This window comes from Butyricicoccus sp. OF27-2pH9A (genome assembly GCF_027693185.1).
GTDB classification, from domain to species: Bacteria; Bacillota; Clostridia; order Oscillospirales; family Butyricicoccaceae; genus Agathobaculum; species Agathobaculum butyriciproducens.
Window position 1 is genome coordinate 48,865 of record NZ_JAQEXK010000010.1, and the last position, 23,278, is coordinate 72,142.

Annotated in this window: 19 protein-coding genes, 1 tRNA gene and 1 pseudogene; 18 read left to right on the top strand and 3 right to left on the bottom strand. The window is 54.1% G+C overall.

Features of this window, described 5'->3' with window-relative positions:
• Positions 1 to 101 precede the first annotated feature (101 nt).
• The 9 genes from PG722_RS08920 (at position 102) to PG722_RS08960 (ending at position 10,281) form a co-directional block, all read left to right on the top strand.
• The gene (locus PG722_RS08920; RefSeq protein WP_442861279.1) at positions 102 to 1,115 is read left to right on the top strand and encodes a sirohydrochlorin cobaltochelatase; all 1,014 of its coding nucleotides are present in this window, start codon (positions 102 to 104) and stop codon (positions 1,113 to 1,115) included.
• 502 nt (positions 1,116 to 1,617) lie between these two features.
• Positions 1,618 to 2,514: a hypothetical protein gene (locus tag PG722_RS08925; RefSeq protein ID WP_270580316.1), complete on the top strand. Its 897-nt coding sequence runs from the start codon at positions 1,618 to 1,620 to the stop codon at positions 2,512 to 2,514.
• The gene (locus tag PG722_RS08930; RefSeq protein ID WP_270580317.1) at positions 2,511 to 3,656 is read left to right on the top strand and encodes an ABC transporter substrate-binding protein; all 1,146 of its coding nucleotides are present in this window, start codon (positions 2,511 to 2,513) and stop codon (positions 3,654 to 3,656) included. The genes PG722_RS08925 and PG722_RS08930 overlap by 4 nt, the downstream gene beginning before the upstream one ends.
• Positions 3,657 to 3,690: 34 nt before the next feature.
• Positions 3,691 to 4,686, top strand: a complete 996-nt coding sequence (locus PG722_RS08935; RefSeq protein ID WP_270580343.1) for a FecCD family ABC transporter permease — start codon at positions 3,691 to 3,693, stop codon at positions 4,684 to 4,686.
• A 674-nt stretch (positions 4,687 to 5,360) separates the two neighbouring features.
• A complete protein-coding gene (locus PG722_RS08940) occupies positions 5,361 to 6,482 on the top strand; it encodes an ABC transporter ATP-binding protein (RefSeq protein WP_270580318.1) in 1,122 nt (373 codons plus the stop codon).
• Positions 6,483 to 6,690: 208 nt separating this feature from the next.
• Positions 6,691 to 7,413, top strand: coding sequence for a lysozyme family protein (locus PG722_RS08945; RefSeq protein ID WP_270580319.1), 723 nt, complete (start codon positions 6,691 to 6,693; stop codon positions 7,411 to 7,413).
• A gap of 284 nt (positions 7,414 to 7,697) precedes the next feature.
• Complete coding sequence (locus tag PG722_RS08950) at positions 7,698 to 8,723, top strand: methionine ABC transporter ATP-binding protein (RefSeq protein WP_118564341.1); 1,026 nt, start codon at positions 7,698 to 7,700, stop codon at positions 8,721 to 8,723.
• A complete protein-coding gene (locus PG722_RS08955) occupies positions 8,710 to 9,363 on the top strand; it encodes a methionine ABC transporter permease (protein ID WP_270580320.1) in 654 nt (217 codons plus the stop codon). Before PG722_RS08950 ends, PG722_RS08955 begins: the two co-directional genes overlap by 14 nt.
• A gap of 69 nt (positions 9,364 to 9,432) precedes the next feature.
• Positions 9,433 to 10,281: a MetQ/NlpA family ABC transporter substrate-binding protein gene (locus tag PG722_RS08960; protein ID WP_270580321.1), complete on the top strand. Its 849-nt coding sequence runs from the start codon at positions 9,433 to 9,435 to the stop codon at positions 10,279 to 10,281.
• Between the two features lie 322 nt (positions 10,282 to 10,603).
• Here PG722_RS08960 and PG722_RS08965 read toward each other — a convergent pair whose 3' ends face one another.
• The 3 genes from PG722_RS08965 to PG722_RS08975 are packed head-to-tail and all read right to left on the bottom strand — an operon-like array spanning position 10,604 to position 11,822.
• Positions 10,604 to 10,870, bottom strand: a complete 267-nt coding sequence (locus PG722_RS08965) for a barstar family protein (RefSeq protein ID WP_270580322.1) — start codon at positions 10,868 to 10,870, stop codon at positions 10,604 to 10,606.
• 34 nt (positions 10,871 to 10,904) lie between these two features.
• Positions 10,905 to 11,378: a ribonuclease domain-containing protein gene (locus PG722_RS08970; RefSeq protein WP_119189554.1), complete on the bottom strand. Its 474-nt coding sequence runs from the start codon at positions 11,376 to 11,378 to the stop codon at positions 10,905 to 10,907.
• Between the two features lie 6 nt (positions 11,379 to 11,384).
• A complete protein-coding gene (locus tag PG722_RS08975) occupies positions 11,385 to 11,822 on the bottom strand; it encodes a hypothetical protein (RefSeq protein ID WP_270580323.1) in 438 nt (145 codons plus the stop codon).
• 1,020 nt (positions 11,823 to 12,842) lie between these two features.
• Here PG722_RS08975 and PG722_RS08980 point away from each other — a divergent pair.
• The 9 genes and pseudogenes from PG722_RS08980 (at position 12,843) to PG722_RS09030 (ending at position 23,277) form a co-directional block, all read left to right on the top strand.
• Complete coding sequence (locus PG722_RS08980) at positions 12,843 to 13,214, top strand: BlaI/MecI/CopY family transcriptional regulator (protein WP_119189553.1); 372 nt, start codon at positions 12,843 to 12,845, stop codon at positions 13,212 to 13,214.
• Positions 13,215 to 13,226: 12 nt separating this feature from the next.
• The gene (locus PG722_RS08985; RefSeq protein WP_270580324.1) at positions 13,227 to 16,919 is read left to right on the top strand and encodes a M56 family metallopeptidase; all 3,693 of its coding nucleotides are present in this window, start codon (positions 13,227 to 13,229) and stop codon (positions 16,917 to 16,919) included.
• A 228-nt stretch (positions 16,920 to 17,147) separates the two neighbouring features.
• The gene (locus tag PG722_RS08990) at positions 17,148 to 17,828 is read left to right on the top strand and encodes a response regulator transcription factor (RefSeq protein ID WP_110435724.1); all 681 of its coding nucleotides are present in this window, start codon (positions 17,148 to 17,150) and stop codon (positions 17,826 to 17,828) included.
• Entirely contained in the window at positions 17,825 to 19,351 is a 1,527-nt protein-coding gene (locus tag PG722_RS08995) for a sensor histidine kinase (protein ID WP_270580325.1), read from the top strand. The genes PG722_RS08990 and PG722_RS08995 overlap by 4 nt, the downstream gene beginning before the upstream one ends.
• 99 nt (positions 19,352 to 19,450) lie before the next feature.
• A tRNA-Met gene (locus PG722_RS09000) sits at positions 19,451 to 19,526 on the top strand.
• Between the two features lie 886 nt (positions 19,527 to 20,412).
• Positions 20,413 to 20,742, top strand: coding sequence for a plasmid mobilization protein (locus tag PG722_RS09010; RefSeq protein ID WP_270580326.1), 330 nt, complete (start codon positions 20,413 to 20,415; stop codon positions 20,740 to 20,742).
• Positions 20,703 to 20,846: a hypothetical protein gene (locus tag PG722_RS09015; RefSeq protein ID WP_270580327.1), complete on the top strand. Its 144-nt coding sequence runs from the start codon at positions 20,703 to 20,705 to the stop codon at positions 20,844 to 20,846. The genes PG722_RS09010 and PG722_RS09015 overlap by 40 nt, the downstream gene beginning before the upstream one ends.
• A gap of 33 nt (positions 20,847 to 20,879) precedes the next feature.
• Positions 20,880 to 22,009: pseudogene (locus tag PG722_RS09020) on the top strand (relaxase/mobilization nuclease domain-containing protein).
• A 362-nt stretch (positions 22,010 to 22,371) separates the two neighbouring features.
• A complete protein-coding gene (locus PG722_RS09030; RefSeq protein WP_119189549.1) occupies positions 22,372 to 23,277 on the top strand; it encodes a DNA-methyltransferase in 906 nt (301 codons plus the stop codon).
• The last annotated feature ends 1 nt before the right edge of the window (position 23,278 follow it).

Below are 23,278 nucleotides of genomic sequence, written 5' to 3' on the forward strand. Positions count from 1 at the left end.
CCCTTTCATCATATATTGATGGGGGGACTGTGTGTTTTCCGTACCCTTTTTCTTTCAAAGTGTGCGCTTTCGCTTTGCGAGCAAAATGAAGGAGGAAAACCATGAGCAAAGTAAGCAAACTGAAGAAGCTCGGCATTATGCTGATCGTTTCCGGCATGCTGATGTCCATGCTGACCGCTTGCGGCGGCAGCAAGACCGCAGCTGCGGACGACACGAAGGACAATAACACCACTGCACAGACCGATGCACAGGATCAGACCGATCCGGACGAAAATTATGAAACAGGTGACGCTTCCTTGGATGATCCGCTGAATCAGGATGAAATTGGCGATACCGAGCTGCTCGTAGTCAGCTTCGGCACCAGCTATAACGACAGCCGCCGTGAGACCATCGGCGCCATCGAAAAGGCTATGCAGAAGGCGTTCCCGGATTACGCAGTACGCCGCGGCTTCACCAGCCAGATCATCATCGACCATGTAAACAAGCGTGACGGCGAGAAGATTGACAACGTAACCGAGGCACTGGACCGCGCCGTAGCTAACAAGGTAAAGACTCTGGTTGTTCAGCCGACCCATCTGATGAACGGCCTGGAGTATAACGACCTCAAGGATGAGCTGGCAGGCTATTCGGATTCCTTTGAGAAGATCGTGCTCGGTGAGCCGCTGCTGACCTCTGACGACGACTTCCAGAAGGTTATGAATGCCATCGTAGACGCAACCAAGGAGTATGACGACGGCGAGACCGCAATCTGCTTCATGGGTCACGGCACCGAGGCGGATTCCAACAGCGTTTACACCAAGATGCAGGAAACCCTCAAGGCCGCAGGCTACGACAACTACTTTGTCGGCACTGTTGAGGCAACTCCGTCCCTCGATGACGTAATCGCAGCCGTTAAGGCAGGCGGCTATAAGAAGGTTGTTCTGCGTCCGCTGATGATCGTTGCAGGCGACCATGCCAATAACGATATGGCAGGCGACGAGGACGGCTCCTGGAAGACCGAGTTTGAGAAGGCAGGATTCGAGGTAACCACCGTAGTTGAGGGCCTTGGCTCTGTGCAGGCAATTCAGGATCTGTTTGTTGCACACGCACAGGCAGCGATTGATTCCCTGAAGTAAATCAAGTAAACAGCAGGGTCCGAGCCGTGGAATGCGGACGGACCCTGTTTTTGTGAGATTTTGATTGTCGATTTCGGTGTGCAGAATTGAAAATGGAGAATGGAAAATTATACTCAGAGTGAAGAGAACGTGATAGGTGTAATTCGCAGGTGCTGCGAGTAACAACGCGTAAAAGAGTTGCGCGACACGGTTATGTCGCGCCTGCGCAGACCTTCCGGCCTGTGTAGCAGTACACTGTCTGTGAACTGCGAAAAGGCAGAGAAAGACACGCTGCGGTAACCCGACTGCCATTCCTTTTTTCAGAGCGGTCTCGTCTTTCTGATTTTCGCCGTGCTATGATAGGAAAGGGGTGATTCACAAGAGGGTGGAACCCTTGGTGTCTCCCCTCTTGTGCCCCTGCCGGGTAGGCAAGATTCCGTTCGCTTCTCAAGCGCAAATGCCCCGAATGGCAGCCATTCATCAAAATCCCGTTTTTATATCGCAGAACAAAGGAGAAACCACAATGAAGAACAAAAAAGCACTGTTAAGCGCCGTATTTGCGGCATTCATGCTGCTTTCCGCCTGCGGCGGCAGCACCCAGCAGGATACCTCCGCGCAGGACAGCAGCACCACCTCTCAGGTCGCTTCTGCGTCCGATATGGCCGGTGTCGAGGACGTTGTTGAGGACGGCATGACGCCGATCACCGGCGACAAAGTGAAGGACGGCACCTACGATGTAACCGTCGATTCCAGCTCCAACATGTTCAACGTTACCGCATGCGAGCTGACCGTCAAGAACGGCGAAATGACCGCTAAGATGCACATGGGCGGTACCGGTTATCTGTACGTCTATATGGGCACCGGCGAGGAGGCTGCCGCTGCCGCTGAGGCCGGCTACATTCCGTTTACCGAGGAAGCCGACGGCACACACAGCTTTACCGTTCCGGTCAAGGCGCTTGATGAGGGAATTGACTGCGCAGCCTTCAGCAAGAAGAAGGAGAAGTGGTACGACCGCACTCTGGTGTTCCGTTCGGACTCTTTGCCGGCAGACGCACTGGCAGACGGCGTAATGACCACCGCTGAGAGCCTGTCTCTCGCAGACGGCACCTACACCGCTGACGTAACGCTTTCCGGCGGCTCCGGCCGTGCAAGCGTGGAATCTCCTGCAGCGCTGACCGTTTCGGGCGGCAAGGTGACGGCTAAGATCATCTGGAGCAGCAAAAACTACGATTACATGAAGGTAAACGACGAAAAGTACGATGCTGTGATCGAAAATGAGCACTCCACGTTTGAAATTCCGGTTGCGGGCTTTGACTGGGCGATGCCGGTCGTAGCCGACACCACCGCAATGAGTGAGCCGCATGAGATCGAGTATACGCTGCGTTTTGACTCTGCGTCCATCGCTCCGGCAGCAAAATGAGAAGAATTACAGCATGGTGCCTGAGTGCAGCACTGCTGCTCGGCGGTCTGTCCGGCTGCGGAACTGCCCGGCAATCGACCGCACAGACGCAGGCGGCGGTCTCGTGGAGCGACATGCAGCCGACCGACAGCATGGATTTGGAGTATGCCGAGTGCTTCTCGGTCGATCACTATGACGGCGGCTATTCGCTCATTACCGTGAAGGACGACGCACGTTATCTGGTCGTTCCGGAAAACACGTCCGTGCCGGACGGTCTGGACACGGATATTACGGTGCTGCAGCAGCCGCTGGACAGCATTTATCTGGTCTCCTCAAGTGTCATGGACCAGTTCGTTGCACTGGATGCGCTGGACAGCATTTCACTGTCCGGCACCAGGCAGGACGGTTGGTACATCGATGAGGCCAAGCAGGCGATGGCGGACGGAAAAATCGTCTACGCGGGTAAGTACAGCGCGCCGGATTACGAGACCATCTACTCCGCTGACTGCAATCTTGCTATTGAGAACACCATGATCTACCATACGCCTGAGGTAAAGGAGCAGCTCGAAAAGCTGGGTATTCCGGTGTTTGTCGAGCGTTCCAGCTACGAGCCGCACGCACTCGGCCGCATGGAATGGATCAAGGTGTACGGCACGCTGCTCGGCTGCGAGGACAAGGCGGAAAAGCTGTTTGCGGATAAGGTGGACGGCATTGTGGACATCCTACAGAAGCCGGCAGCCGGCAAGACGGTTTCGTTCTTTTACATCACGTCAAACGGTGCGGTCAATGTTCGCAAATCCACGGATTATATCGCGGAGATGCTCAGTCTGGCAGGAGGAAAGTACATTTTTGATGATCTGACGGATGATACGGCAAAGTCCACCGTCAATATGCAGATGGAAAGCTTTTACGCCGGAGCCAGGGACGCGGATGTGATGATCTACAACGCCACAATCGACAGTGAGCTGCAGACGCTTGATCAGCTGTTGGAAAAAAGTACGCTGCTTGCGGACTTCAAGGCCGTGAAAACCGGTAATGTGTGGTGTACGGAGAAGAACCTGTACCAGTCCACAATGGAACTGGACGAGCTGATCCGCGACTTCCATACCGTCATTGCAGATGGAGACCCGTCCACGCTGAAATATTTACACAAACTGTCCTGAAAGGAGAGGATTTCCCGTGAAACCGCAGCCTAAAATGCGCTATGCGGGCGCGTTTGCCGTGCTGCTGGCACTGCTGGCCGTGCTGTTCGTGTGGAATGTCAACTCGGGCAGCCTGCACCTGTCAGTGCGAGAGGTCGCGCAGATTCTGCTGACGCACAGCGGCGACAATGCGGTCATCGTGTGGGAGATTCGTCTGCCGCGTATCTTCGCGGCCATTCTGCTCGGCGGTGCGCTGTCGGTCTCCGGCTTTCTGCTGCAGACCTTTTTCGCCAACCCGATCGCGGGACCGTTCGTGCTGGGTATTTCCTCGGGCGCCAAGCTGACGGTTGCGCTGACGATGATCGGCGCCCTGTCCTGCGGGCGCGTGCTCGGCTCTGCTGTCATGATAACAGCTGCCTTTGCGGGAGCCATGCTCTCGATGGGCTTTGTGCTGCTCATCGCGCAGCGCGTGCGGCAGATGCCGCTGCTGGTCGTGAGCGGCGTGATGATCGGTTATATCTGCTCGGCGGTGACGGATTTCGTCATTACCTTTGCCGAGGATTCCAATATTGTCAACCTGCATAACTGGTCTATGGGAAGCTTTTCGGGCATTTCCTGGGACAATATCCGCGTGATGACGCCGGTCGTGCTCGCGGCGCTCGTGTGCGTGTTTCTGCTGTCCAAGCCGATCGGCGCGTACCAGCTCGGAGAGGGGTATGCCCGCAGCATGGGCGTCAATATCACCGCGTTCCGCGTGGTGCTGATCCTGCTGTCGAGTGTGCTCTCGGCGTGTGTAGCGGCGTTTGCCGGACCGATTTCGTTCGTCGGCATCGCGGTTCCGCATCTTGCGAAAAGCCTGTTCGGCACGGCAAAACCGATCCTGATGATACCGGCGTGCTTTCTCGGCGGTGCGGGATTCTGTCTGCTGTGCGATCTCATCGCGCGGACGGTGTTTGCACCGACGGAGCTGAGTATCAGCACCGTGACAGCTTTGTTTGGTGCGCCGGTCGTTATCTATATTATGGTGCACCGGAAGTCCTCCAGAGGGTGAGTCTGCGTCCTCACGCAGAGGGAGTGGGTGCCAACCCTTGGCTTGGGGACCAAAAGGATAGACACCAAGGTTTCTATCCTCTTGGAACTCCAGTTTCCTATTGTTAGATAGTCTGGCGCATACCAGAGACCGGCGACCGCTTCGAAAAGGAGGAACGGCAGACGATTTTTCCTATCGTAGGGGAGCACAGTGTGCTCCCATGTCGAAACCCATACGCAGTGCCAGATTCCTTGCTGCTACACAGGCGGTTCAATCAGCGCAGGCGCGGCATGACAGTGCCGCGCAAGTCGTTAGCCTGGAGTATATAGACAGCACCTGCGGATTTATCGGTTTGGTATAATCTATCTGCGCAGGTGTTGTCTGGAATAACGCGTAAAAGAGTTGCGCGACACGGGCATGTCGCGCCCAGCGTAGAGTAGCCCGCATGTGTAGCAGTATGTTATCTGTGAACTGCGAAAAGGCGGAGAAAGACACGCAAAAGTAACCCGACTGTTGTTCCTTTGCGAGTCTCAGTTCTGCAAATTTCGCCGTGCTATCCCAAAAGGAAACGGGATTCATAAGGGTGGAAACCTTGGTGTCCACCCTTATGCCCCTCGCTGTGGGCACGGCGCCCCTGCCGGGTAGGCAAGATTCTCTTGCTTCGTAAGCAATCATGTTAAAGAAGAAGGTACAAAATGTCCCATCCTTTTGTCGAAACAAAAGAAATGACCGTCGGCTACCGCGGTGTGCCGCTCATCCGCGACATCGCCCTGAGTGTTCACCGCGGTGAGATTTTAACGCTCATCGGTCCGAACGGCTCGGGTAAATCGACCATCCTCAAAAGCCTCATTCGTCAGCTGGCGCTCATCGGCGGTACGGTGTATCTGGACGGTAAATCGCTGCAGACCCTGCCCGAGCGTGATCTTGCGCGCACGATGTCCGTGCTGCTCACCGAGCATGTGCGGCCAGAGCTGATGACCTGCTGGGATGTGGCGGCTGCAGGCCGCTATCCGTACACCGGACGGCTTGGTCTGCTCAGCGACGAGGACCGCGCCAAGGTGGACGAGGCGCTTGCGCTTGTCGGCGCGGATGAGCTTGCCGACCGCGATTTTTCCTGCATCAGCGATGGACAGCGGCAGCGTGTGCTGCTGGCCCGCGCCATCTGCCAGGAGCCGGAGGTCATTGTGCTCGATGAGCCCACCTCCTTCCTCGACATTCGCTACAAGCTGGAACTGCTGACCGTGCTCAAGCAGCTGGTGCGCGAAAAGCAGGTGGCGGTCATTCTCTCGCTGCATGAGATTGATCTGGCGCAGAAGCTGTCCGATCGGCTCATCTGCGTTCACAACGGCAGAATTGAGCGCTGCGGTACGCCGGAGCAGGTATTCACCGGCGATTACATCCGCACCCTGTATGACCTCGAGCGCGGCACTTATAACGAGCAGTTCGGCAGTCTGGAGCTCGAGCGGGTGACAGGCGAGCCGCGCGTGTTCGTTATCGGCGGCGGCGGAAGCGGAACGGCACTGTACCGCAGACTGCAGCGGCGCGGCATTCCATTCGCGGCAGGCGTTCTGCCGGAGAACGATGTAGAGCTGCCGACGGCGCGTGCTCTGGCGGTCGAGACCGTCACCGAGCGGGCGTATCAGCCAATCGGCGAGGACGCTTACGCACGTGCGCAGGCGCTTGTACGGCAGTGCGGAAATGCGGTCTGCTGTCTGGATTTGTTCGGTCCGGTCAACGAAAAAAACCGCGTGCTGCGCGACTGGGCACAGCAGGAGGGGCTGCTGCGGAGCAAATCAAAATTGGAAGATATTACATGATAATCGCCTGAAATGTTGCTCAAAACGCAATGTTGTGGTAAAATAGCCAATAATGCCAATGGTGACAGGGAAGGTTCCGCCCGGTCACCGGTGAGAGACAACCACTTTGTCACAGGAAAGCGATAACATGGCAAGAAAGCAACAAAAACGACATAACAGAGGCAGCTATCGGCGGAAATCCGCCCATGCACATCGCAGTACGCGGCATATGCAGCCGGTAAGAACGCAGAAAACGGTCAGACGCTGTCTGCCTGAGGCGGAAGTGCGCCGCAGACAGCGGGCACGCCGTCGGCAGTTTGCACTGCTCGGGCTGGCAGTCCTGCTCGTTGTGCTTATTTTCGCCTTTCGGCATTTGATCAGCGCACCGCAGCAGAGCGGCGCGAACGGTGATACCGGCAATTCCGGCACGAGCGCGACCGAGGAGGTCAAGCAGGTAGCCAAGGCAGTGAATGTCTATCAGTCGGTTATGTACTATCAGCCGGTGGTGCAGAAATACGCCGAACAGAACAGCATTCCGGAGTACACGGATGTACTGCTGGCTATCATGCAGGTGGAGAGCGGCGGCAAGCTGACCGATATCATGCAGTCCTCCGGCAGCGCGGGTCTGCCGAACGATTCACTCGAGGAGGAGAGCTCGATCCGGCAGGGATGCACCTATTTTGCACACCTGCTGCGCAAGGGCAAATCGCTGGACTGTGATCTGGACTGCATCATTCAGGCGTATAATTACGGCAGCGGTTTTCTCGATTATGCAGCTAAGTTCAACGGCGTTTACAGCACCGAGTTGGCGGAAAAGTTCGCGGAGGAGCAGTCCGGCGGCAACACTGTCCAGTACGACAATCCGATGGCGGTGAAGGAAAACGGTGGCTGGCGCTATGCCTACGGCAATATGTTCTATGCCCGTCTGGTTAAGCAGTATTTGATCGAGTGATCGTATTTTGCGTTCTGTTTGGACAAAACTACTTGACAAATCGTCTGCAAAAAGCTATACTTATCCCACAGCTTAGATTATTTATAAAACCGTAGGAAAAGGAGGAAATCACAGTGCGTGCAGTTCGAATGGAAATGTGCATGATGTGTGGTTCTGCTCGTTTTTCTGCGAAGCAGCCGTAAGGCTGAAACGCATAGGCGGGCCGCTTTTCATGCGGCTGATACAGAAAACGGGCGGAAAGCAGAAACCTGCTTTCCGCTTTTCTTTTGAAAATGTAAGGAGGAATGAATGTGGCACAGGATGTGATCGTCCGGATTCAGGGCCTGAACAAGACCTTTCGCGGCAGAGCCGGAACGGTAGTTGCGCTGAACGGTATCGACCTTGATATCTATCGCGGCGAGATTTTCGGCATTATCGGTCTTTCGGGCGCAGGCAAGTCCACACTGGTACGCTGTATCAACTTTTTGGAGAAGCCCACCGAGGGCACGGTAACGGTGGACGGAGAGGAACTCGGCAGACTGAGCAAAAAGCAGCTGCTCGAGGCTCGCCGGTCGATGGGTATGATCTTCCAGCAGTTCAACCTGCTGCAGCAGAGAACCGCACTGCAGAATATCTGTTTTCCGCTGGAGATTGCGGGAACGAGCAAAGCAGATGCGGAAAAACGGGCGCGTGAGCTGCTCGAGATCGTCGGTCTGTCAGACCGAGCGGATAACTATCCGAGCCAGCTGTCCGGCGGTCAGCAGCAGCGTGTGGCGATTGCACGAGCACTTGCAACCAACCCGAAAATCCTGCTGTGCGACGAGGCGACAAGCGCACTCGACCCGACGACAACGCGCTCCATTCTCGCGCTGCTCAAGGAGATCAACAAGACGCTCGGCATCACCATCATCGTTATCACGCATGAGATGGCGGTCATCGAGGAGATCTGCCAGAGAGTTGCGATCATTGATTCCAGCCGTATTGCCGAGGTCGGCACGGTGGACGAGGTGTTCACCCGACCGAAATCCGCAATGGCCAAGCAGCTTATCTATCCGGACGGCAAGCGCAATTCTCTTGCGACCGGCAAGCGGTACTGCCGCATTGTGTTTGACGGCAATTCGTCGTTCGAGCCGGTGATCTCCAACATGGTGCTCGAGTGCAAGGCGCCGGTAAATATTATGTTCGCGGACACCAAGAACATGGATGGCAAGGCTTACGGTCAGATGATCCTGCAGCTTCCCGAGGACGAACGCGCGGCAAAACGCGCACTGGCGTACCTCGAAACCCAGAACGTACACGCAGAGGAGGTAGCCGATTATGCTTCCGTTTAATGTTTGGGCGCAGAGCCTTTGGGAAACCCTGTATATGGTCATTGTTTCGACCGTTATCTCGTATGCGATCGGTCTGCCGCTCGGTCTGACGCTGGTTGTTACCGATAAGGGCGGCATCCGTCCGATGCCGGTCGTCAACACGGTTCTGGGCGTGGTTGTCAATATCCTGCGCTCTGTCCCGTTCCTGATTCTTGCCGTTATGATTACGCCGATTACGCGCGCGATTGTCGGCAAGGCCATCGGCACCACTGCGATGATCGTTCCGCTGACCTTTGCGGCAGCACCGTATGTAGCCCGCATGGTCGAATCCTCCATCAAGGAGGTGCCGTTTGGTGTGATCGAAGCCGCACAGTCCATGGGTGCAAGCCCGTGGCAGATCGTGTGGAAGGTGCTCGTGCCGGAGGCAAAGCCGTCCCTGATGGTCGGCGGCGCGATCTCGGTCGTTACCATCCTCGGATATTCCGCGATGGCAGGCTTTATCGGCGGCGGCGGTCTGGGTACCGTAGCCGTAAACTACGGCTATAACCGCTATAATTTCCCGATCATGCTGGTAGCGGTTATCATTATCGTCATCGTTGTTCAAATTTTCCAGGAGGTCGGCATGCGCCTTGCACACCATCTGGATAAGAGAAACAGATAATCGTTTTTCATTCTCAATTTTATTTGTTATCATTAAAAATGATATATATCAGAAAAGGAGCGAATTCCAATGAAGAAGACAATCGCAGCAATTCTGGCAGGCGCCCTGTGCCTGACCGCACTGACCGCTTGCGGCGGCAGCAAGACCGACGGCTCTGCAGCTGACAACAGCAGCGCAGCAGGCGACGACAAGACGATCACCGTTGGCGCAACCCCGACTCCGCACGCTGAAATCCTGAATGCGGCAAAGGACGCACTCAAGGCTGAGGGCTATACCCTGAATGTTGTTGAGTTCACCGACTATGTGCAGCCGAACACCGCACTGGTTGACGGTGATCTGGATGCAAACTACTTCCAGCACACCCCGTACCTGAACAACTTCAACAAGGAGAACGGCACGGATCTGGCTGCTGCATTCGATATGCACTACGAGCCGTTCGGCATTTACGCCGGTAAGACTGCTTCCATCGAGGAGCTGAAGGACGGCGCTTCCATTGCCATCCCGAACGACGGCTCCAACGAGACTCGCGCACTGCTTCTGCTGCAGGATGCCGGTCTGATCAAGCTGAAGGACGGCATTGACCCGACCTCCGACGCTACCAAGCTGGATATCACCGAGAACCCGAAGAACCTGGACATCCAGGAGATCGCTGCAGAGCAGCTGCCGCGTTCTCTGGCAGACGTTGACCTTGCTGTTATCAATGGCAACTATGCACTGCAGGCAGACCTGAACGCCTCTGAGGACTCCCTCATCACCGAGAACCCGGACTACGCTAAGGTCTATGTAAACGTAGTTGCTTGCCGTTCCGGTGAGGAGAACAGCGACAAGATTCAGGCGCTCAAGAAGGCGCTGCAGAGCGGCGACGTTAAGAAGTACGTTGACGAGACCTATAAGGGTGCAGTCGTAACCGTATTCTAACTTCGATCACGACCACGCTCGTGATCGAGGAGGACATGCCGAGCAATAGCTCGGACATGTCTGGGGCGGGATTCTGCGCGCCCGCTTTGCGGGCACACAGAATCCCTTACTTGTATAAAATCCCACGCACATGTCGCGGGATTTTATGAAAAGAGGCGGCATAGACCGCCTTTTTCTATTATATGCGCGCTTACGCGCTGTCCGCTGCGGCGGAGCCAATGGCTCGGATTTCTGGACGAAATCCTGCCATGCGGGTGCGGCTTGCAAGCAAGCCGGAATAAAAAGAAAACCGAGGCGGATGCCTCGGTTTTTGTTTTATCTGTTACTGTACATTGAGCGTAAACGCCGGATTTTCGGCGGCCGCGTCCGCCAGCACGCGGAGCACCAGCTCGCCGTAATTGCCGAGATGTACGACCAGCATCTCCGGGTGCCGCAGCGTAAGCCGCGCCGCCGGATAGGCGGTCAGCAGGTCGTACAGCGCGTCCAGATTGCGGCCGTAGTCGGAAGGAAAGCCGCACACCTTGGCCAGCACATCGTGCAGCTGCTCGCGCGTGTACAGCGTTTCCGCGTCCAAAAGCAGTTCTTTCATTCTCATTTCCCCCGAAATTGAATTATTGTAAAAGCTATTCTGTGATTTCCTCAAAACTTTCGTAATGATCGGCGGTGTAGTAGATTCGGCCGTCGTCCGCGTAGACCAGCCGTTCCGCGCCGCGCTTGTCGGCTCCGCGGGTGTTGAGGTCACACTCGTGATAGTTGCCGTCCGGCAGGGTGCCTTCGTAGTTGCCGAACCGGTCGCCGCCGATCGAGCAGCCGGGTGCATACGGCTCGAGCGAGCCGCCCTGCCAGCCGAGTGCCTGTGCCTGCTTTTTCGTGATGTAGTTGGAGGGCAGGTGCCCATATTCGGTCAGATAGGCGGAAACCTCGTCCTTGCTGTCGTACTGCCCATCTTCGGTGACGGAAACAGCGGAAGCGCTGTCCGAGGTGATGATGGCGGTCGGTCCGTCCGCCCCGCCAATAATGCCGATTTGACCGGCACAGCCGGTCAGTGTGCCGAACGCCAGCAGCAGAGACAGCCATAAAGCGGTTAATTTTTTCATATTCTGTTACTCCTTCGCCGTAGGATAGAACAGCACGAACAGATCGTGGTACAGATTGCGTCCGTCACCGCTCTTGATGGCGCGCAGCTTGCCGTTGACGAACACATAGCCGTCCGTATTCACGCCGATCGAGTTGCCGTTCTGGAAGGTTACGGTCAGGCGGTTGGCAGTCAGCTTGTTCTGGCTGGGCTTGATAAAGTGCGGGTAGGCGGTGTAGGTCTGCTCGCTGAGCAGCTGTATGATGGTGGTTTTCTGGTTGTCGTCGGTCTGCGGTACCTCCACGTCATTCTCCGTGAGGGTGATGGTGGATTGCGGTCCGGTTTCCGCGATGTCGGAAAAGTCCTGGCTGTAAACGTGGGTATAGATCAAACGTCCGGTGGCGAACAGCAGCAGAAGCAGCAGCGTGCCGCAGATGGCCAACACGAGCGAAATGGTTTTTCGCATGGGAAATTAACTCCTTTGGGTTTTATATAAAACAGGTTTTTGATTGTGAACGGTAGGTTTTTTGCCTGAAATCAAGCAGAGCACGGGAGTTCGCTGCGTCCCGCGGCGGGGCAAGAGGGTAGACACCAAGGTTTCTACCCTCTTAACTCCCACTTCCTTTCGGGAGGGTCTGGTGCAGATTACCGACATGTGACCGCTGCGAGATAGGGGAACGGCAGAGGATTTTTTCTACCGTAGGGGAGCACAGTGTGCTCCCATGTCGAAACCTATACGCAGTGCCGGATACCGTTCTGCTACATATGTGGTTTCACCTCCGCTGGGTGCGGCATAGCAGTGCCGCACAACTCGTTAGTCTGGAGATTATGGACGGCACCTACGAATCTATCTATTTAGCAACATTTATCCTCGCAGGCCCTGTCTATAACAACGCGCTGGCGAATCGTGCGGCACTGTTATGCCGCACCTAGCGTAGAGTAGCCCGTATGTGTAGCAGTAATCTATCTGTGAACTGCGAATATGTTGCGAAACAAACGCTGAGGTAACCCGACTGCCGTTCCCCTATTTTCGAAGCGGTCACATATAGGCAATCTGCGCCAGATTAGGAAGCAAGGGAAAGGTAGGAGTCCAAAGAGGAAGGAAAACCGCAGGTTGTCCTTCCTTTTTACCCCCGCCGCGGGCGCGGCAAACTCCCGCGCTCCGCAGAGCGCAACTCCCTCGCTGAACCTCAGCGAAAAACCTCCCGCCCGTTAGGGGCGAACACGCTTACGCAGTTCGCATACCCCGGTCAGCCGGTGCAGAAAAATCCGTGCCGAATTGATAAATCAAACTCATCTAATTAAAGCATATCCTAAAAAAACAGCACTGTCAACGCAATAAAAATTACAAAATGTAAACAATTTGTATATGTCAGCGTACTTTGCGGGAATTTGTGCAATAAGGATTGACAACCATCTTCTACTATTGTAGAATATAAGCAATAAAAGGTGTTTGACATTTGTAGAATAAAAGGAGGGTTAGACTATGCGAAACGACAAGCGATTGCCTGATGCGGAGCTGGAGGTCATGCAGATAATCTGGTCTCTGGGCACACAGGTCACGGCGGCCGAGGTGCAGCAGCACGCGGATAAGGATTGGAAAATGACCAGCGTGCTCACGTTCCTGTCCCGCCTGTGCGACAAGGGATTTCTTTCCTGCACGAAGGAGGGACGGCAAAACCTGTACACGCCACTCGTCAGCGAGGAGGACTACCGTCAGCGCGAGAGCGTCGGTTTTCTGCGCCGGCTGTGCGGCGGCTCGGTGAAAAATCTGGTCGCGAGTCTGTCGGATGCGGGCGCGCTGACCGAGCAGGACATCGACGAGCTGCGCGCGTTCCTCGACAGGCAGACGCACTAAGGAGGGGATCTTATGCTGCAATTCTCGGAAAAACTGCTCAACAACCTGATGCAGATCGGCCTGACCGTATCGCTGGCGGCGCTCGTGCCGCTCATTCTGCGGCGGCTGATGAAAAAGCGTTATCCGGCCCGTATGGTATGTGCGGTGTGGGCGATTCTCGCGCTGCGGCTGCTCATTCCGGTGCAGCTGACACTGCCGCAGGCGCCGGTGCAGGTCATGCCGCGCACCAGCTATGTGGTGCAGAGCGACCAGACGGCGTTCCGGCAGGCCGGACTTCCTGTTACGCAAACGCCAGCCCGATGGGTGACGGGTACGCAGGCGGAAACGCTCAGCGCGGCAGATACCGGCACGGTCAAGACCGTGGATATTACCGACATTCTGCTGACGCTGTGGCTGGCAGGCGTGATTGCCTGCGTACTCTGGCAGGGGATTGGCTATTACCGGCTGATACGCAGTCTGAAAGGTACGTCCCGTTCGGTCGAACGCGCGGATCTACACACGATTTTGCAGGAGCAGTGCGCCGACCTGGTTATTGACCGGGAAATCCCACTGCAGGTATCTGCGGCGGCGGACTGCCCGATGCTGGCAGGATTTATCCATCCGACGCTGTATCTGCCGGATGAGCGCATTTCCCGGACGGACGCGGCGTTCATTTTCCGCCACGAGCTGACGCATTACAAGCACGGCGATCTGTGGCTCAAGCTGCTGCTTCTGGCGGCACGCTGTCTGCACTGGTTCAATCCACTGGTGCATCTGATCGCGCGATTTGCGCAGGAGGACATTGAGGCGGCGTGCGACGACGCGGTTGTTCGCGGACACGATGGCGCGTACCGGCGAGCCTACGGCGAGACCATCCTGCGGTCAGCTATCGCGCAGGCGCAAAAGAGAAAGGCTCTGGTGTCCTGCTTCGGTGATGACAAAAAGACGCTCATGCGTCGGTTTGAGGGATTGTTTGACAAGTCGGTCAAAAAACGCGGTGTCGCGCTCGTTGTGATGATCGCGCTTCTGGTCGGCTCGCTCGGCTGCACGATCGCGGTCGGTGATAACGATAAGGGTTTAACGAAAGAGCTGCGTATACAGCTGGCACAAAAACAGGCAAATGAGGCGGGAAATCTCGGTTATACGGTCAAACTGGACGGGAAAGACACCTATTTGATCACGGATAGAGAGTTTAGCGATAATCCGGGCGAAACCATTCCCGGACGTGTGGTACAAAAACTGACCTTTGCTAAACAGGATGGAGAGTGGGCCGTATCGAACAGCGAGATTGTGCCGGAAAACGGCCACGTGACTTCTCTGGATGAATTTAAGCTGTTGTATGAGAATGATCTCGGCTTGCCGGATTTTCTCTCGGACAGTAACCAGTGGAAAATCACAAACGGCTACAATATCAGCGACCCGGTAAATGCAGCAGAAGTGCTGCTCGGTATTTCCCCGGCGGCAAGTCAGGTTGAGGGCAGCGATGAGGAAGTAGCACCCTACAACGACATCCGCAAGGTAACTTTCACGTTTAAGGATAACAGCAAGGTTGTTGTCACCATGATAAACCAGTTCGGTCAGGGCTGGCTGCCGCAGGACTGGACGGACGGCAGCGGCGTTCGCTCCCGCACGGCGGCGGATCTCGCGCAGCAGTACGCACGCGCAGTTCTGCACAAGAGCGCACAGTATATCTTCCCGATTTTGACGCCGGACGGTCAGAAAGACCTTATCGCGCAGCAGATGGCTATGACCGGCGGCGAGCAGTGGACGTGGAAATACGGTCCGTCCTCGCCGTCTGCAACGGATTTCGTGCTTGTACCCACCGACGACGAAAATAGCTGCCACGTTGTATTCCGTCTGTCGGGCAGCGGCGTGAATGATGCGCGCTCGGCTTACATCGTGCAGACCATCCGCGAGAACAAAAACAGCTCGGTGATCGGCGATATCCGCGAACTCAGTACGGACAGCATGACGCAGAGCGAATTGTTCCGGACGTACTATGCGACCGGTCTGTCGTGGCCGGATTTGCCTGATGAGGTCGGCAATTTCAGCGGCAAGGATCGCCTGAACGCGGAAGAAGCCGCTAAGGACGCATTTTACTATTTCGGCAGCAATCTGGAGCAGGACATGAGCGACTGGGAAACCCCGTGGATCAGCAGCACGGAACTCGACTGGCAGGTCACCTCTACGGACGGCTATCAGAGCAAAATCGTGCAGCTGAACTTTGCGGACGGCAGTACACCGGTTAAAATCCAGATGGTGCAGGATGATTCTGGTTACTGGAAACCGATCGGCATGGTGGATTCTGTCACCGCCAAGAGCGGAGACCGGGAACTGGGTATCGGCGCGGATGCGCGTTCTGCGATGGCACGCGGAAAAATGCCGAATCTGGCTGTCGGTGACAAAATTACCCTTACGTTTGAAACCGAGCCGGTCGGCGGTGTGCAGATCACCAATCGGTTGGTGAACTGGGAGGACGGCTCGCAGTTTGGTGTGATCGACGAGCAGACCAAACTGCAGAAATCCGGCGATGGCTGGGTCTATACCGTGCCGACGAGCCTTGGTGAAATGCTCTCGAGCACCATCAGCTATCCGTATTACCACGCTATCATGCTGGAATACACAGACGCAAGCCATATTCAGCATAAGGCGACTGCGGTGTATACAAGCGGGAGCGACAGTGCGGACGAGAACGAGGACAGCGATATTACTTCAACGGATTACTACAACGATTCGCTGAATTACAGTCTCAAGCTGCCGCAGTCCTTCGTTGATAACGGCTACGCCAAGCGCAATCCGGAAGACGACAGTATCCTGTTCGGCATGAAGAACGCCATGGGCGATGACAGCCGCGACCCGACCGAGGACGGTGTAATTATGACATTACGCGCGGATGCGACTGCTGTTCTGCATAGTACATACGGCGATAACTGGACGGAGAATTATCCGGTTCCGGCTAAGGAGCTTGCGCAGAAGGACGGCTTGACGTACCTGCTCGAATATGTATCCGATGTGCAGTATGACCCGTCCAATCAGGAGATTGCTGCCAAGTACAAGGAAATGTTCACTGCCGCGCAGAATATCACCGCGGATGATTTTGCACTCGACGACCTGACGGATAAGGACGGTACCGTTCGCCGTGCACAGCTGCTGACAAGTCTCGGTGCACATTATGCGGTACTGCATATGGGCGCACAGCATGACCAGCCGTATCAGGTTGCCGTTAATACGGATAATAATTCCTGTGAGGTCTATGTCAGCCGTATCGACTGGACAACCGAAGCACAGTATAAGGTCTATGCCGCTGATAGGGTGACTTTCAAGGATATTACCAATACCGAACCGACAACAGTGGAGCATCTGGCCGATTCTGCAAAGGGCTTGACCGCAGAGCAGTTTGATTTGCTGTACGGTACGCTTGATTTGCCGGTCTATACCGATGATGAATTGGCAAATCTGCAAAGAGTATTGCAGAAAGATCAGATACCGGAACAGGGAGCCGCATTTTTCCTTGGTTTAGGTGATATGTACGGCATATTTGACGGTGATTCTGTGAAGCTTTACGGCGATAATAACGAATTTGCATCGCTGACATACCGGTTTACCGACCCGAATACCGGTAAAGAGAACGGCAAATACGTCAAGCTGACCATGCACAAGGCAACAGCCGACAGCAGCCTGCCCGCACTGTGGATTCCGTATAGCTACGAGTTGTATACAGCCTAATCCGGCGGTGCTGAGCATAATAACCAATAAAACCTCTGGGCGGCGCTGTTACGCCGCCCTTTGCGTTGAGTAGCCGATATGTGCAGCAGTAGGGGAGGCAAGACCTGTTCGCTTCTCAAGCAGCAATCTCCCGTTCAACAAAAATTGAAAACCCATGATTTTGTTCACACAACGAACAAACACCGGCGGTATACTTGCGGTATTATAAGAATGTAAGGTGGAATTATATTGTCTACTATTTTAATCGCAGACGATGAGGCGCGTATCCGTCGTCTGGTCAGCGACTTTCTCAAGCGGGACGGTCATACCATCGTCGAGGCCGCCGATGGCAAGGAAGCGCTGAATATTCTGGAGAACCGACGTCCGGGACTGGATATGGCCATTCTGGACGTGATGATGCCGGGGATGGACGGCTTTGAAGTCCTGCGGGAGCTGCGCGAGCAGGAGCACGGCGAAACCCACCTGCCGGTTATGCTGCTCACCGCCCGTGCCGAGGACGCAGATCAAGTGCGCGGTCTGGAAGGCGGTGCGGACGATTACGTCACCAAGCCGTTCTCGCCGATCGTGTTGGCGGCCCGCGTGCGCACACTGCTCAAAAGAGAAGGCCGTGCCGGTGCACCGCTCGAACAGCTTGGCAAGCTGTCGGTCAATGAGCTGCGCCGTGAGGTCATGGTGGAGAACAAGCCGATCGACCTGACCCCCAAGGAGTACGAGCTGCTTATCTACTTCAAGAACAATCGTGCGATTGCGCTGTCGCGTGAGAGCATCCTCAATGCAGTCTGGGGTTACGATTACTTCGGCGACCTGCGTACCGTGGATACGCACGTTAAAAAGCTGCGCGCCAAGCTCGGTGAGTGCGGCACCATGATCGAAACCGTGCGCGGCTACGGTTACCGCTTTGAGGTATGAAGCTGAAGCATCGGTCAATCCGGTTTACGTTTTTTGCTGCGATCAGCATTATCGCGCTGGTGTTTATCGGTATTCTTGTGCTGCTCAACGTGTTTTTCTATCAGGATTACTATATGATGACACGCCGGAGCGAGCTGCGTGATGCCTACGGCAGCATCTGTACCAGCTACGCGAGTGATTCCTCGGATGTTGCCGCGCTGCTGGACAGCTATGAGAGCCGCAGTGCCATTCGTCTGGCAGTGGTGACCGATAACGGCGATGTGATTACCTCGTCTGCCATGCAGGAGGGTGACGTAGGGTTTGATTTTGGGCACATGGAGCAGAAGTTCCGCAGCTTTGCGGTGCTGGCGTCCGTGATCCAGAATCGTGACTGGGTAGATTTGGGTAAAAACGAATACCGCTTTATGACGATCAGTCTGCGCGATAATGACCAGTATTTGTGTCTGATCGGCGTGCTGAATGCGGAACACGGTGAATATCTGATCGCATATATGCCCTATGCGTATATCGAACAGAATTCTTCGCTGAATCTGATGTTTCTGCTGATTGCCGGCGGCTGTGCGCTGCTGATTTGTCTGGGGTGCGGCTATGTTATCTCGCGTCAGTTTACGCGCCCGCTTATTCAAATGGCGCGACTGGCTGACCGGATGAGTGAGCTGGATTTCTCTATGCAGTACACCGGCAAGGGGGACGGCGATGAGATTGACCAGCTGGGACAGTCGCTCAACCGCCTGTCTGCGTATTTGGAGCAGTCGATCGGTGAGCTGAAGGAGTCCAACGATCAGCTGGCACAGGAGATCGAGGAGAAGGAGCGTATCGACAATATGCGGCAGGAGTTCATCGTGAACGTGTCGCATGAGCTGAAAACGCCGATCGCGCTCATTCAGGGCTATGCCGAGGGCCTGACGGCCGGCGTGGCCGATGACCCTGAGGACCGCAAGTTCTACTGCGACACCATCGCCGATGAGGCCGACCACATGAACAAGCTGGTCATGCAGCTGCTCAGTCTGTCGCGGTTGGAGCTGGGTGCAGAGCAGACGTTCGACGAGGATATTGATCTGCATGCACTTTGTGCGGAAGCGGTGCGCAAAACCGCTGTTTTGTGTGAAAATCGAGGTTTGACCGTGGAATATGAGAACGCGCATATTACGGTCCGCACGGACGGCGATCTGCTCGATCAGGTGCTGATGAATTACCTGTCCAACGCTATCCGCTACACGCCTGAGGGAAAGCGCATTGAGATTTCGGCCGCAAAAACCGGCAACAGCGTGCGCCTGTCCGTGTTCAATGAAGGCGATGGTCTGCCGGAGGAGGAGCTGCCGAAGATCTGGGAGAAATTCTACCGCACTGACCGCGCCCGCACCCGAGAGGCCGGCGGCACCGGCATCGGTCTGTCGCTTGTCCGTGCCATCGCGGATACCCTGCACGGCGCCTGCGGCGCAGAGAACGTCGAAGGCGGTATCTGCTTCTGGTTTGAGCTGCCGGATCTGCTGCCCGCGGAGGACAGCAAGATAAAAGACTGAATTTGTCGAATAGAAAATTGAAAATTATGCTTGACAACTGTGTTATCCTATGGTATAGTATATAAGCACTCTGAAAGAGAGGTGCGATAAAATCTATATCGCGGGGTAGAGCAGTTGGTAGCTCGTCGGGCTCATAACCCGGAGGCCGCAGGTTCAAGTCCTGTCCCCGCAACCACGTTTAACCGCTGATTTCGTAAGAAATCAGCGGTTTTTTATACTTTTTAGGGGAATTAGAAAACCTCCGGGTAGGAAACTCAAAAGCAGAAAGTCGTATGGAAGGGTAGTGGTATCAAAAAAATGCTCGACGTGAAGGTGCTTTTTTTGATACCTGAAATCAAAATTCTGAGTATACTTCGAGCAGCAGGCGAAAAACGTCAAGGAGATATAAAAGCAATACTATTAAGCGGGGGATGCATCAACACCTACATAACTTTCGATTTCAACAGCAGCAGTGAGGTAACGTCAAAGACCAGACTGTCATCTATGAGGCGCTTGTTCTGAACCTTATGCCGACACGGTGAGGCAGCGTCTGTCGGTTGGTGGCGGAGATCGTCAACATCGACTCCCGGTATCTTGCAAATACCGAGAACGAAGGTACGATCCCCAGCTTACCGGTTATCATATAGCTTATCAAAGTGTGCGGACTCCCCGTAGAACGGTACTTCAATCCAGAGGTCATGCGGGAGGAAAGCATACAGAGACAGCGTATCAGCCACAAACTGAAACTCTGTCCGGAGCAGTATTTGACCGTCATCGAAGGTGCGCTTGACGGGGCGTTGAAAACTGAAAAATCAGCAGATGAAGCGGAGGGTGTGTGAGCGCCCTCTGTTTTCGTTTCTCCAGGGCGGCTCTGCCGCCCTTTTCTTTTTGAAAAATCCGAGATTTTGCGGGCAGATAAAGATGTTTCCAGCATTGTATTTACGGGGGAAAGAGCGTAGAGCAAGCACAGCAAGTGTGGCCACACTTGCGAATTTTTGCTTTAGGGAACCCCTTGCCCCTAAACACAAAACTGCTTGTTGGGATAGTCCCAAACCCTTATGCAGAAAGGACGGTGCCGCCCTATGGTAAATCGAAAACGCTCCATCATCCTGCGCTGCCCAGTAACAGTGGAAGAACGCAACCTAATCGAGCAGAAGATGGCCCAACTCCAGACAAAGCGGATCGGCGCCTACCTGCGAAAGATGGCAATTGACGGATATATCATCTATGTGGACACCAGAGACATTAAGGAGATGAACAAGCTCCTGTCCGCCATTGGCCGGAATATCAATCAGATCGCCAAGCGGATCAATGCCGGAGGCCCGACCTATCGGGCCGACATAGAGGAAATCCGGGAAAGGCTGGATCAGATATGGCAGTTACAAAGACGCATCCTATTAAGTCAACGCTGAAAGCGGCTATTGATTATATCTGCAATCCTGACAAGACGGACGGGAAGCTGCTGGTATCCTCCTTCGGCTGCGCCGCCGAAGCCGCCGACATTGAATTTGAATAGACACGCCGCCATTCCATCGACAAGGGCACACACCTGGGCCGCCACTTGATCCAAACCTTTGAGCCTGGAGAGGTCTCCGCCGAGAAAGCACATGAGATTGGGATGCAGCTGGCAAAAGAAATATTGGGTGGCAAGGGGCATATTCACAACCATCTGATTTTCAATGCGGTCAGCTTCACCGACCACAAGCACTACCATTCCAACAAACGCAGCTATCACGAGATACGCCGAGCCAGTGACCGATTGTGCCGAGAACACGGCCTGTCCGTCATCGTCCCTGGCCGTGACAAGGGCAAGAGCTATATTGAGCATCAAGCCGCACAGAACGGCACCAGTTATAAGGCAAAACTGAAAGCCGCCATCGACCGGTTGATCCCCGTGTCCTCCAGCCTGGAAGATTTGCTTGCCCGGTTGCAGCGGGAAGGATACGAGATCAAGCGGGGAAAGTATATCTCCGCCAGGGCGCCGAACCAGGAACGATTTACCCGGCTCAAAACCCTGGGCGCCAATTACACGGAAGAAGCCGTTGTCTCTCGCATCGCCGGAGGCTCCAGGCCCTCCAGACAACCCCGGCAGCGTAGCGGGAGGTCAGTCTGCTCATTGACATTCAGAACAATATCAAGGCCCAGCAGAGCGCAGGATACCAGCGGTGGGCGACCATTGAGAATCTGAAACGTGCGGCCGCCACTATGAACTTTCTCACCGAACACGGCATCGGCAGCTATGAGGAATTGGTGGAACGGTGCGATGCCGTTGCTGCCGCTTCCATCTGCACCAGGGAGAGCCTGCGGGATACGGAGCAGCGAATCACCAACCTTGCCCTCATAGGAAAGCAGATTGATACCTACCGAAAACTGAAACCCATCTATGACCGCTACAAAGCGTCAAAGGACAAGGAAAAATTCCTGCGCGGCTTTGAGAGCGAGATCATCTTGTTCGAGACGGCAGCCAGGGAGATCAAAAAGGCCGGACTTACAAAACTGCCTTCAGCCGAAAAGCTGAAAGCGGAACTAAATGAGCTCACCGCTCGCAAGACCGCCCTGCAAGCGGAACTTCGGAAGATACAGCGGGAAGAAAAGGAGTTTAATCTAATTCAAAAGAATATTGGTATTATCCTAAATGCGCAAAAACAAAAAGAAAAATCTGAACCCGAATTGTTTTAGAAACTCAATAGTTCTAAACCATAGTCTGTAATCGCCTTCACTACATTCTGCTGCTCTTTTATGCATTGACATTATTCGCTTTGCGGTATAAAATTAGAAAAAGTTGTCGTTTCATGTCTAAAGTGGAAACACAACAAATTTTGTGCGGAGGAATCATCTGTGGAATATATGTCAATTGCTGATGCCTCAACTAAATGGGGAATTTCAAAGAGGCGCATTCAGGTTCTCTGTGCCCAAAACCGAATCGAAGGAGTAACACACTTTGGAAAGTCTTGGGCAATTCCGGCTGTCGCACAGAAACCCAATGATGCAAGGGTTAAAACTGGGAAATACATTAAAACACATATTTCGGAGGACGGGCAATGATTACCCCTACACAAAAGTGGAGAAAGTACCGAACAGAACGCGGTATTTGTATAAATGAAGATTGCGAAAAAGTGATTCAAAAGTACCTTGTGACTAATTTTGAAGGCAAAATCCAACTAATACTTACATCCCCTCCCTTTCCATTAAAACGTGCAAAAAAATACGGAAATAAAGTAGGGAAAGAATATTTGGATTGGCTTTGCAACATTGGGAATCAATTAGCACCACTACTTTCACAAGATGGCTCAATTGTTATTGAAATTGGAAATGCGTGGAATTCCGGTGAACCAACTTATTCGACGCTCCCTTTAGAAACATTACTTGCGTTTAAAAATCAATGTGGTTTGTATTTATGTCAAGAATTTATATATTATAATCCTGCTCGATTACCAGGGCCAATTGAATGGGTGAATAAACAGCGAGTCCGCGTAAAGGACTCGTTCACGCAAATCTGGTGGATGTCCAAAACGCCACATCCCTATGCTAACAATAGAAATGTTGCTGAGCCATATAGTCGACAGATGAAAAAACTATTGTCCAGCGGAAAATACAATTCAGGAACACGTCCATCAGAACACACTATTAGCCAAACTGCATTTTCAATTGATAATGGGGGTGCGATCCCATCTAACGTTATTATTGCAGCAAACACAACCTCAAATGATATTTATATTACCAAATGTAAAGAGCATAAATTGCCAATTCATCCAGCAAGAATGGCACCCGCTATACCAGAATTTTTTATTAATTTTCTGACTCGACCGGGAGACATTGTCCTTGATTGTTTTGCGGGAAGCAATACAACAGGAGCAACCGCAGAAAAGTTGGGGAGAGAGTGGATTTCAATCGAGATAGATCGGGACTATTACGAAGGATCAAAATATAGATTGGGGAGAAAATAAT

What these genes read in the sequence shown, in the direction of transcription:
- PG722_RS08920 (WP_442861279.1), top strand. Translation starts at nt 102, where the DNA reads ATGAGCAAAGTAAGCAAACTGAAGAAGCTCGGCATTATGCTGATCGTT.
- PG722_RS08925 (WP_270580316.1), top strand. Translation starts at nt 1,618, where the DNA reads ATGAAGAACAAAAAAGCACTGTTAAGCGCCGTATTTGCGGCATTCATG.
- PG722_RS08930 (WP_270580317.1), top strand. Translation starts at nt 2,511, where the DNA reads ATGAGAAGAATTACAGCATGGTGCCTGAGTGCAGCACTGCTGCTCGGC.
- PG722_RS08935 (WP_270580343.1), top strand. Translation starts at nt 3,691, where the DNA reads ATGCGCTATGCGGGCGCGTTTGCCGTGCTGCTGGCACTGCTGGCCGTG.
- PG722_RS08940 (WP_270580318.1), top strand. Translation starts at nt 5,361, where the DNA reads ATGTCCCATCCTTTTGTCGAAACAAAAGAAATGACCGTCGGCTACCGC.
- PG722_RS08945 (WP_270580319.1), top strand. Translation starts at nt 6,691, where the DNA reads ATGCAGCCGGTAAGAACGCAGAAAACGGTCAGACGCTGTCTGCCTGAG.
- PG722_RS08950 (WP_118564341.1), top strand. Translation starts at nt 7,698, where the DNA reads ATGAATGTGGCACAGGATGTGATCGTCCGGATTCAGGGCCTGAACAAG.
- PG722_RS08955 (WP_270580320.1), top strand. Translation starts at nt 8,710, where the DNA reads ATGCTTCCGTTTAATGTTTGGGCGCAGAGCCTTTGGGAAACCCTGTAT.
- PG722_RS08960 (WP_270580321.1), top strand. Translation starts at nt 9,433, where the DNA reads ATGAAGAAGACAATCGCAGCAATTCTGGCAGGCGCCCTGTGCCTGACC.
- PG722_RS08965 (WP_270580322.1), bottom strand. Translation starts at nt 10,870, where the DNA reads ATGAAAGAACTGCTTTTGGACGCGGAAACGCTGTACACGCGCGAGCAG.
- PG722_RS08970 (WP_119189554.1), bottom strand. Translation starts at nt 11,378, where the DNA reads ATGAAAAAATTAACCGCTTTATGGCTGTCTCTGCTGCTGGCGTTCGGC.
- PG722_RS08975 (WP_270580323.1), bottom strand. Translation starts at nt 11,822, where the DNA reads ATGCGAAAAACCATTTCGCTCGTGTTGGCCATCTGCGGCACGCTGCTG.
- PG722_RS08980 (WP_119189553.1), top strand. Translation starts at nt 12,843, where the DNA reads ATGCGAAACGACAAGCGATTGCCTGATGCGGAGCTGGAGGTCATGCAG.
- PG722_RS08985 (WP_270580324.1), top strand. Translation starts at nt 13,227, where the DNA reads ATGCTGCAATTCTCGGAAAAACTGCTCAACAACCTGATGCAGATCGGC.
- PG722_RS08995 (WP_270580325.1), top strand. Translation starts at nt 17,825, where the DNA reads ATGAAGCTGAAGCATCGGTCAATCCGGTTTACGTTTTTTGCTGCGATC.
- PG722_RS09010 (WP_270580326.1), top strand. Translation starts at nt 20,413, where the DNA reads ATGGTAAATCGAAAACGCTCCATCATCCTGCGCTGCCCAGTAACAGTG.
- PG722_RS09015 (WP_270580327.1), top strand. Translation starts at nt 20,703, where the DNA reads ATGGCAGTTACAAAGACGCATCCTATTAAGTCAACGCTGAAAGCGGCT.
- PG722_RS09030 (WP_119189549.1), top strand. Translation starts at nt 22,372, where the DNA reads ATGATTACCCCTACACAAAAGTGGAGAAAGTACCGAACAGAACGCGGT.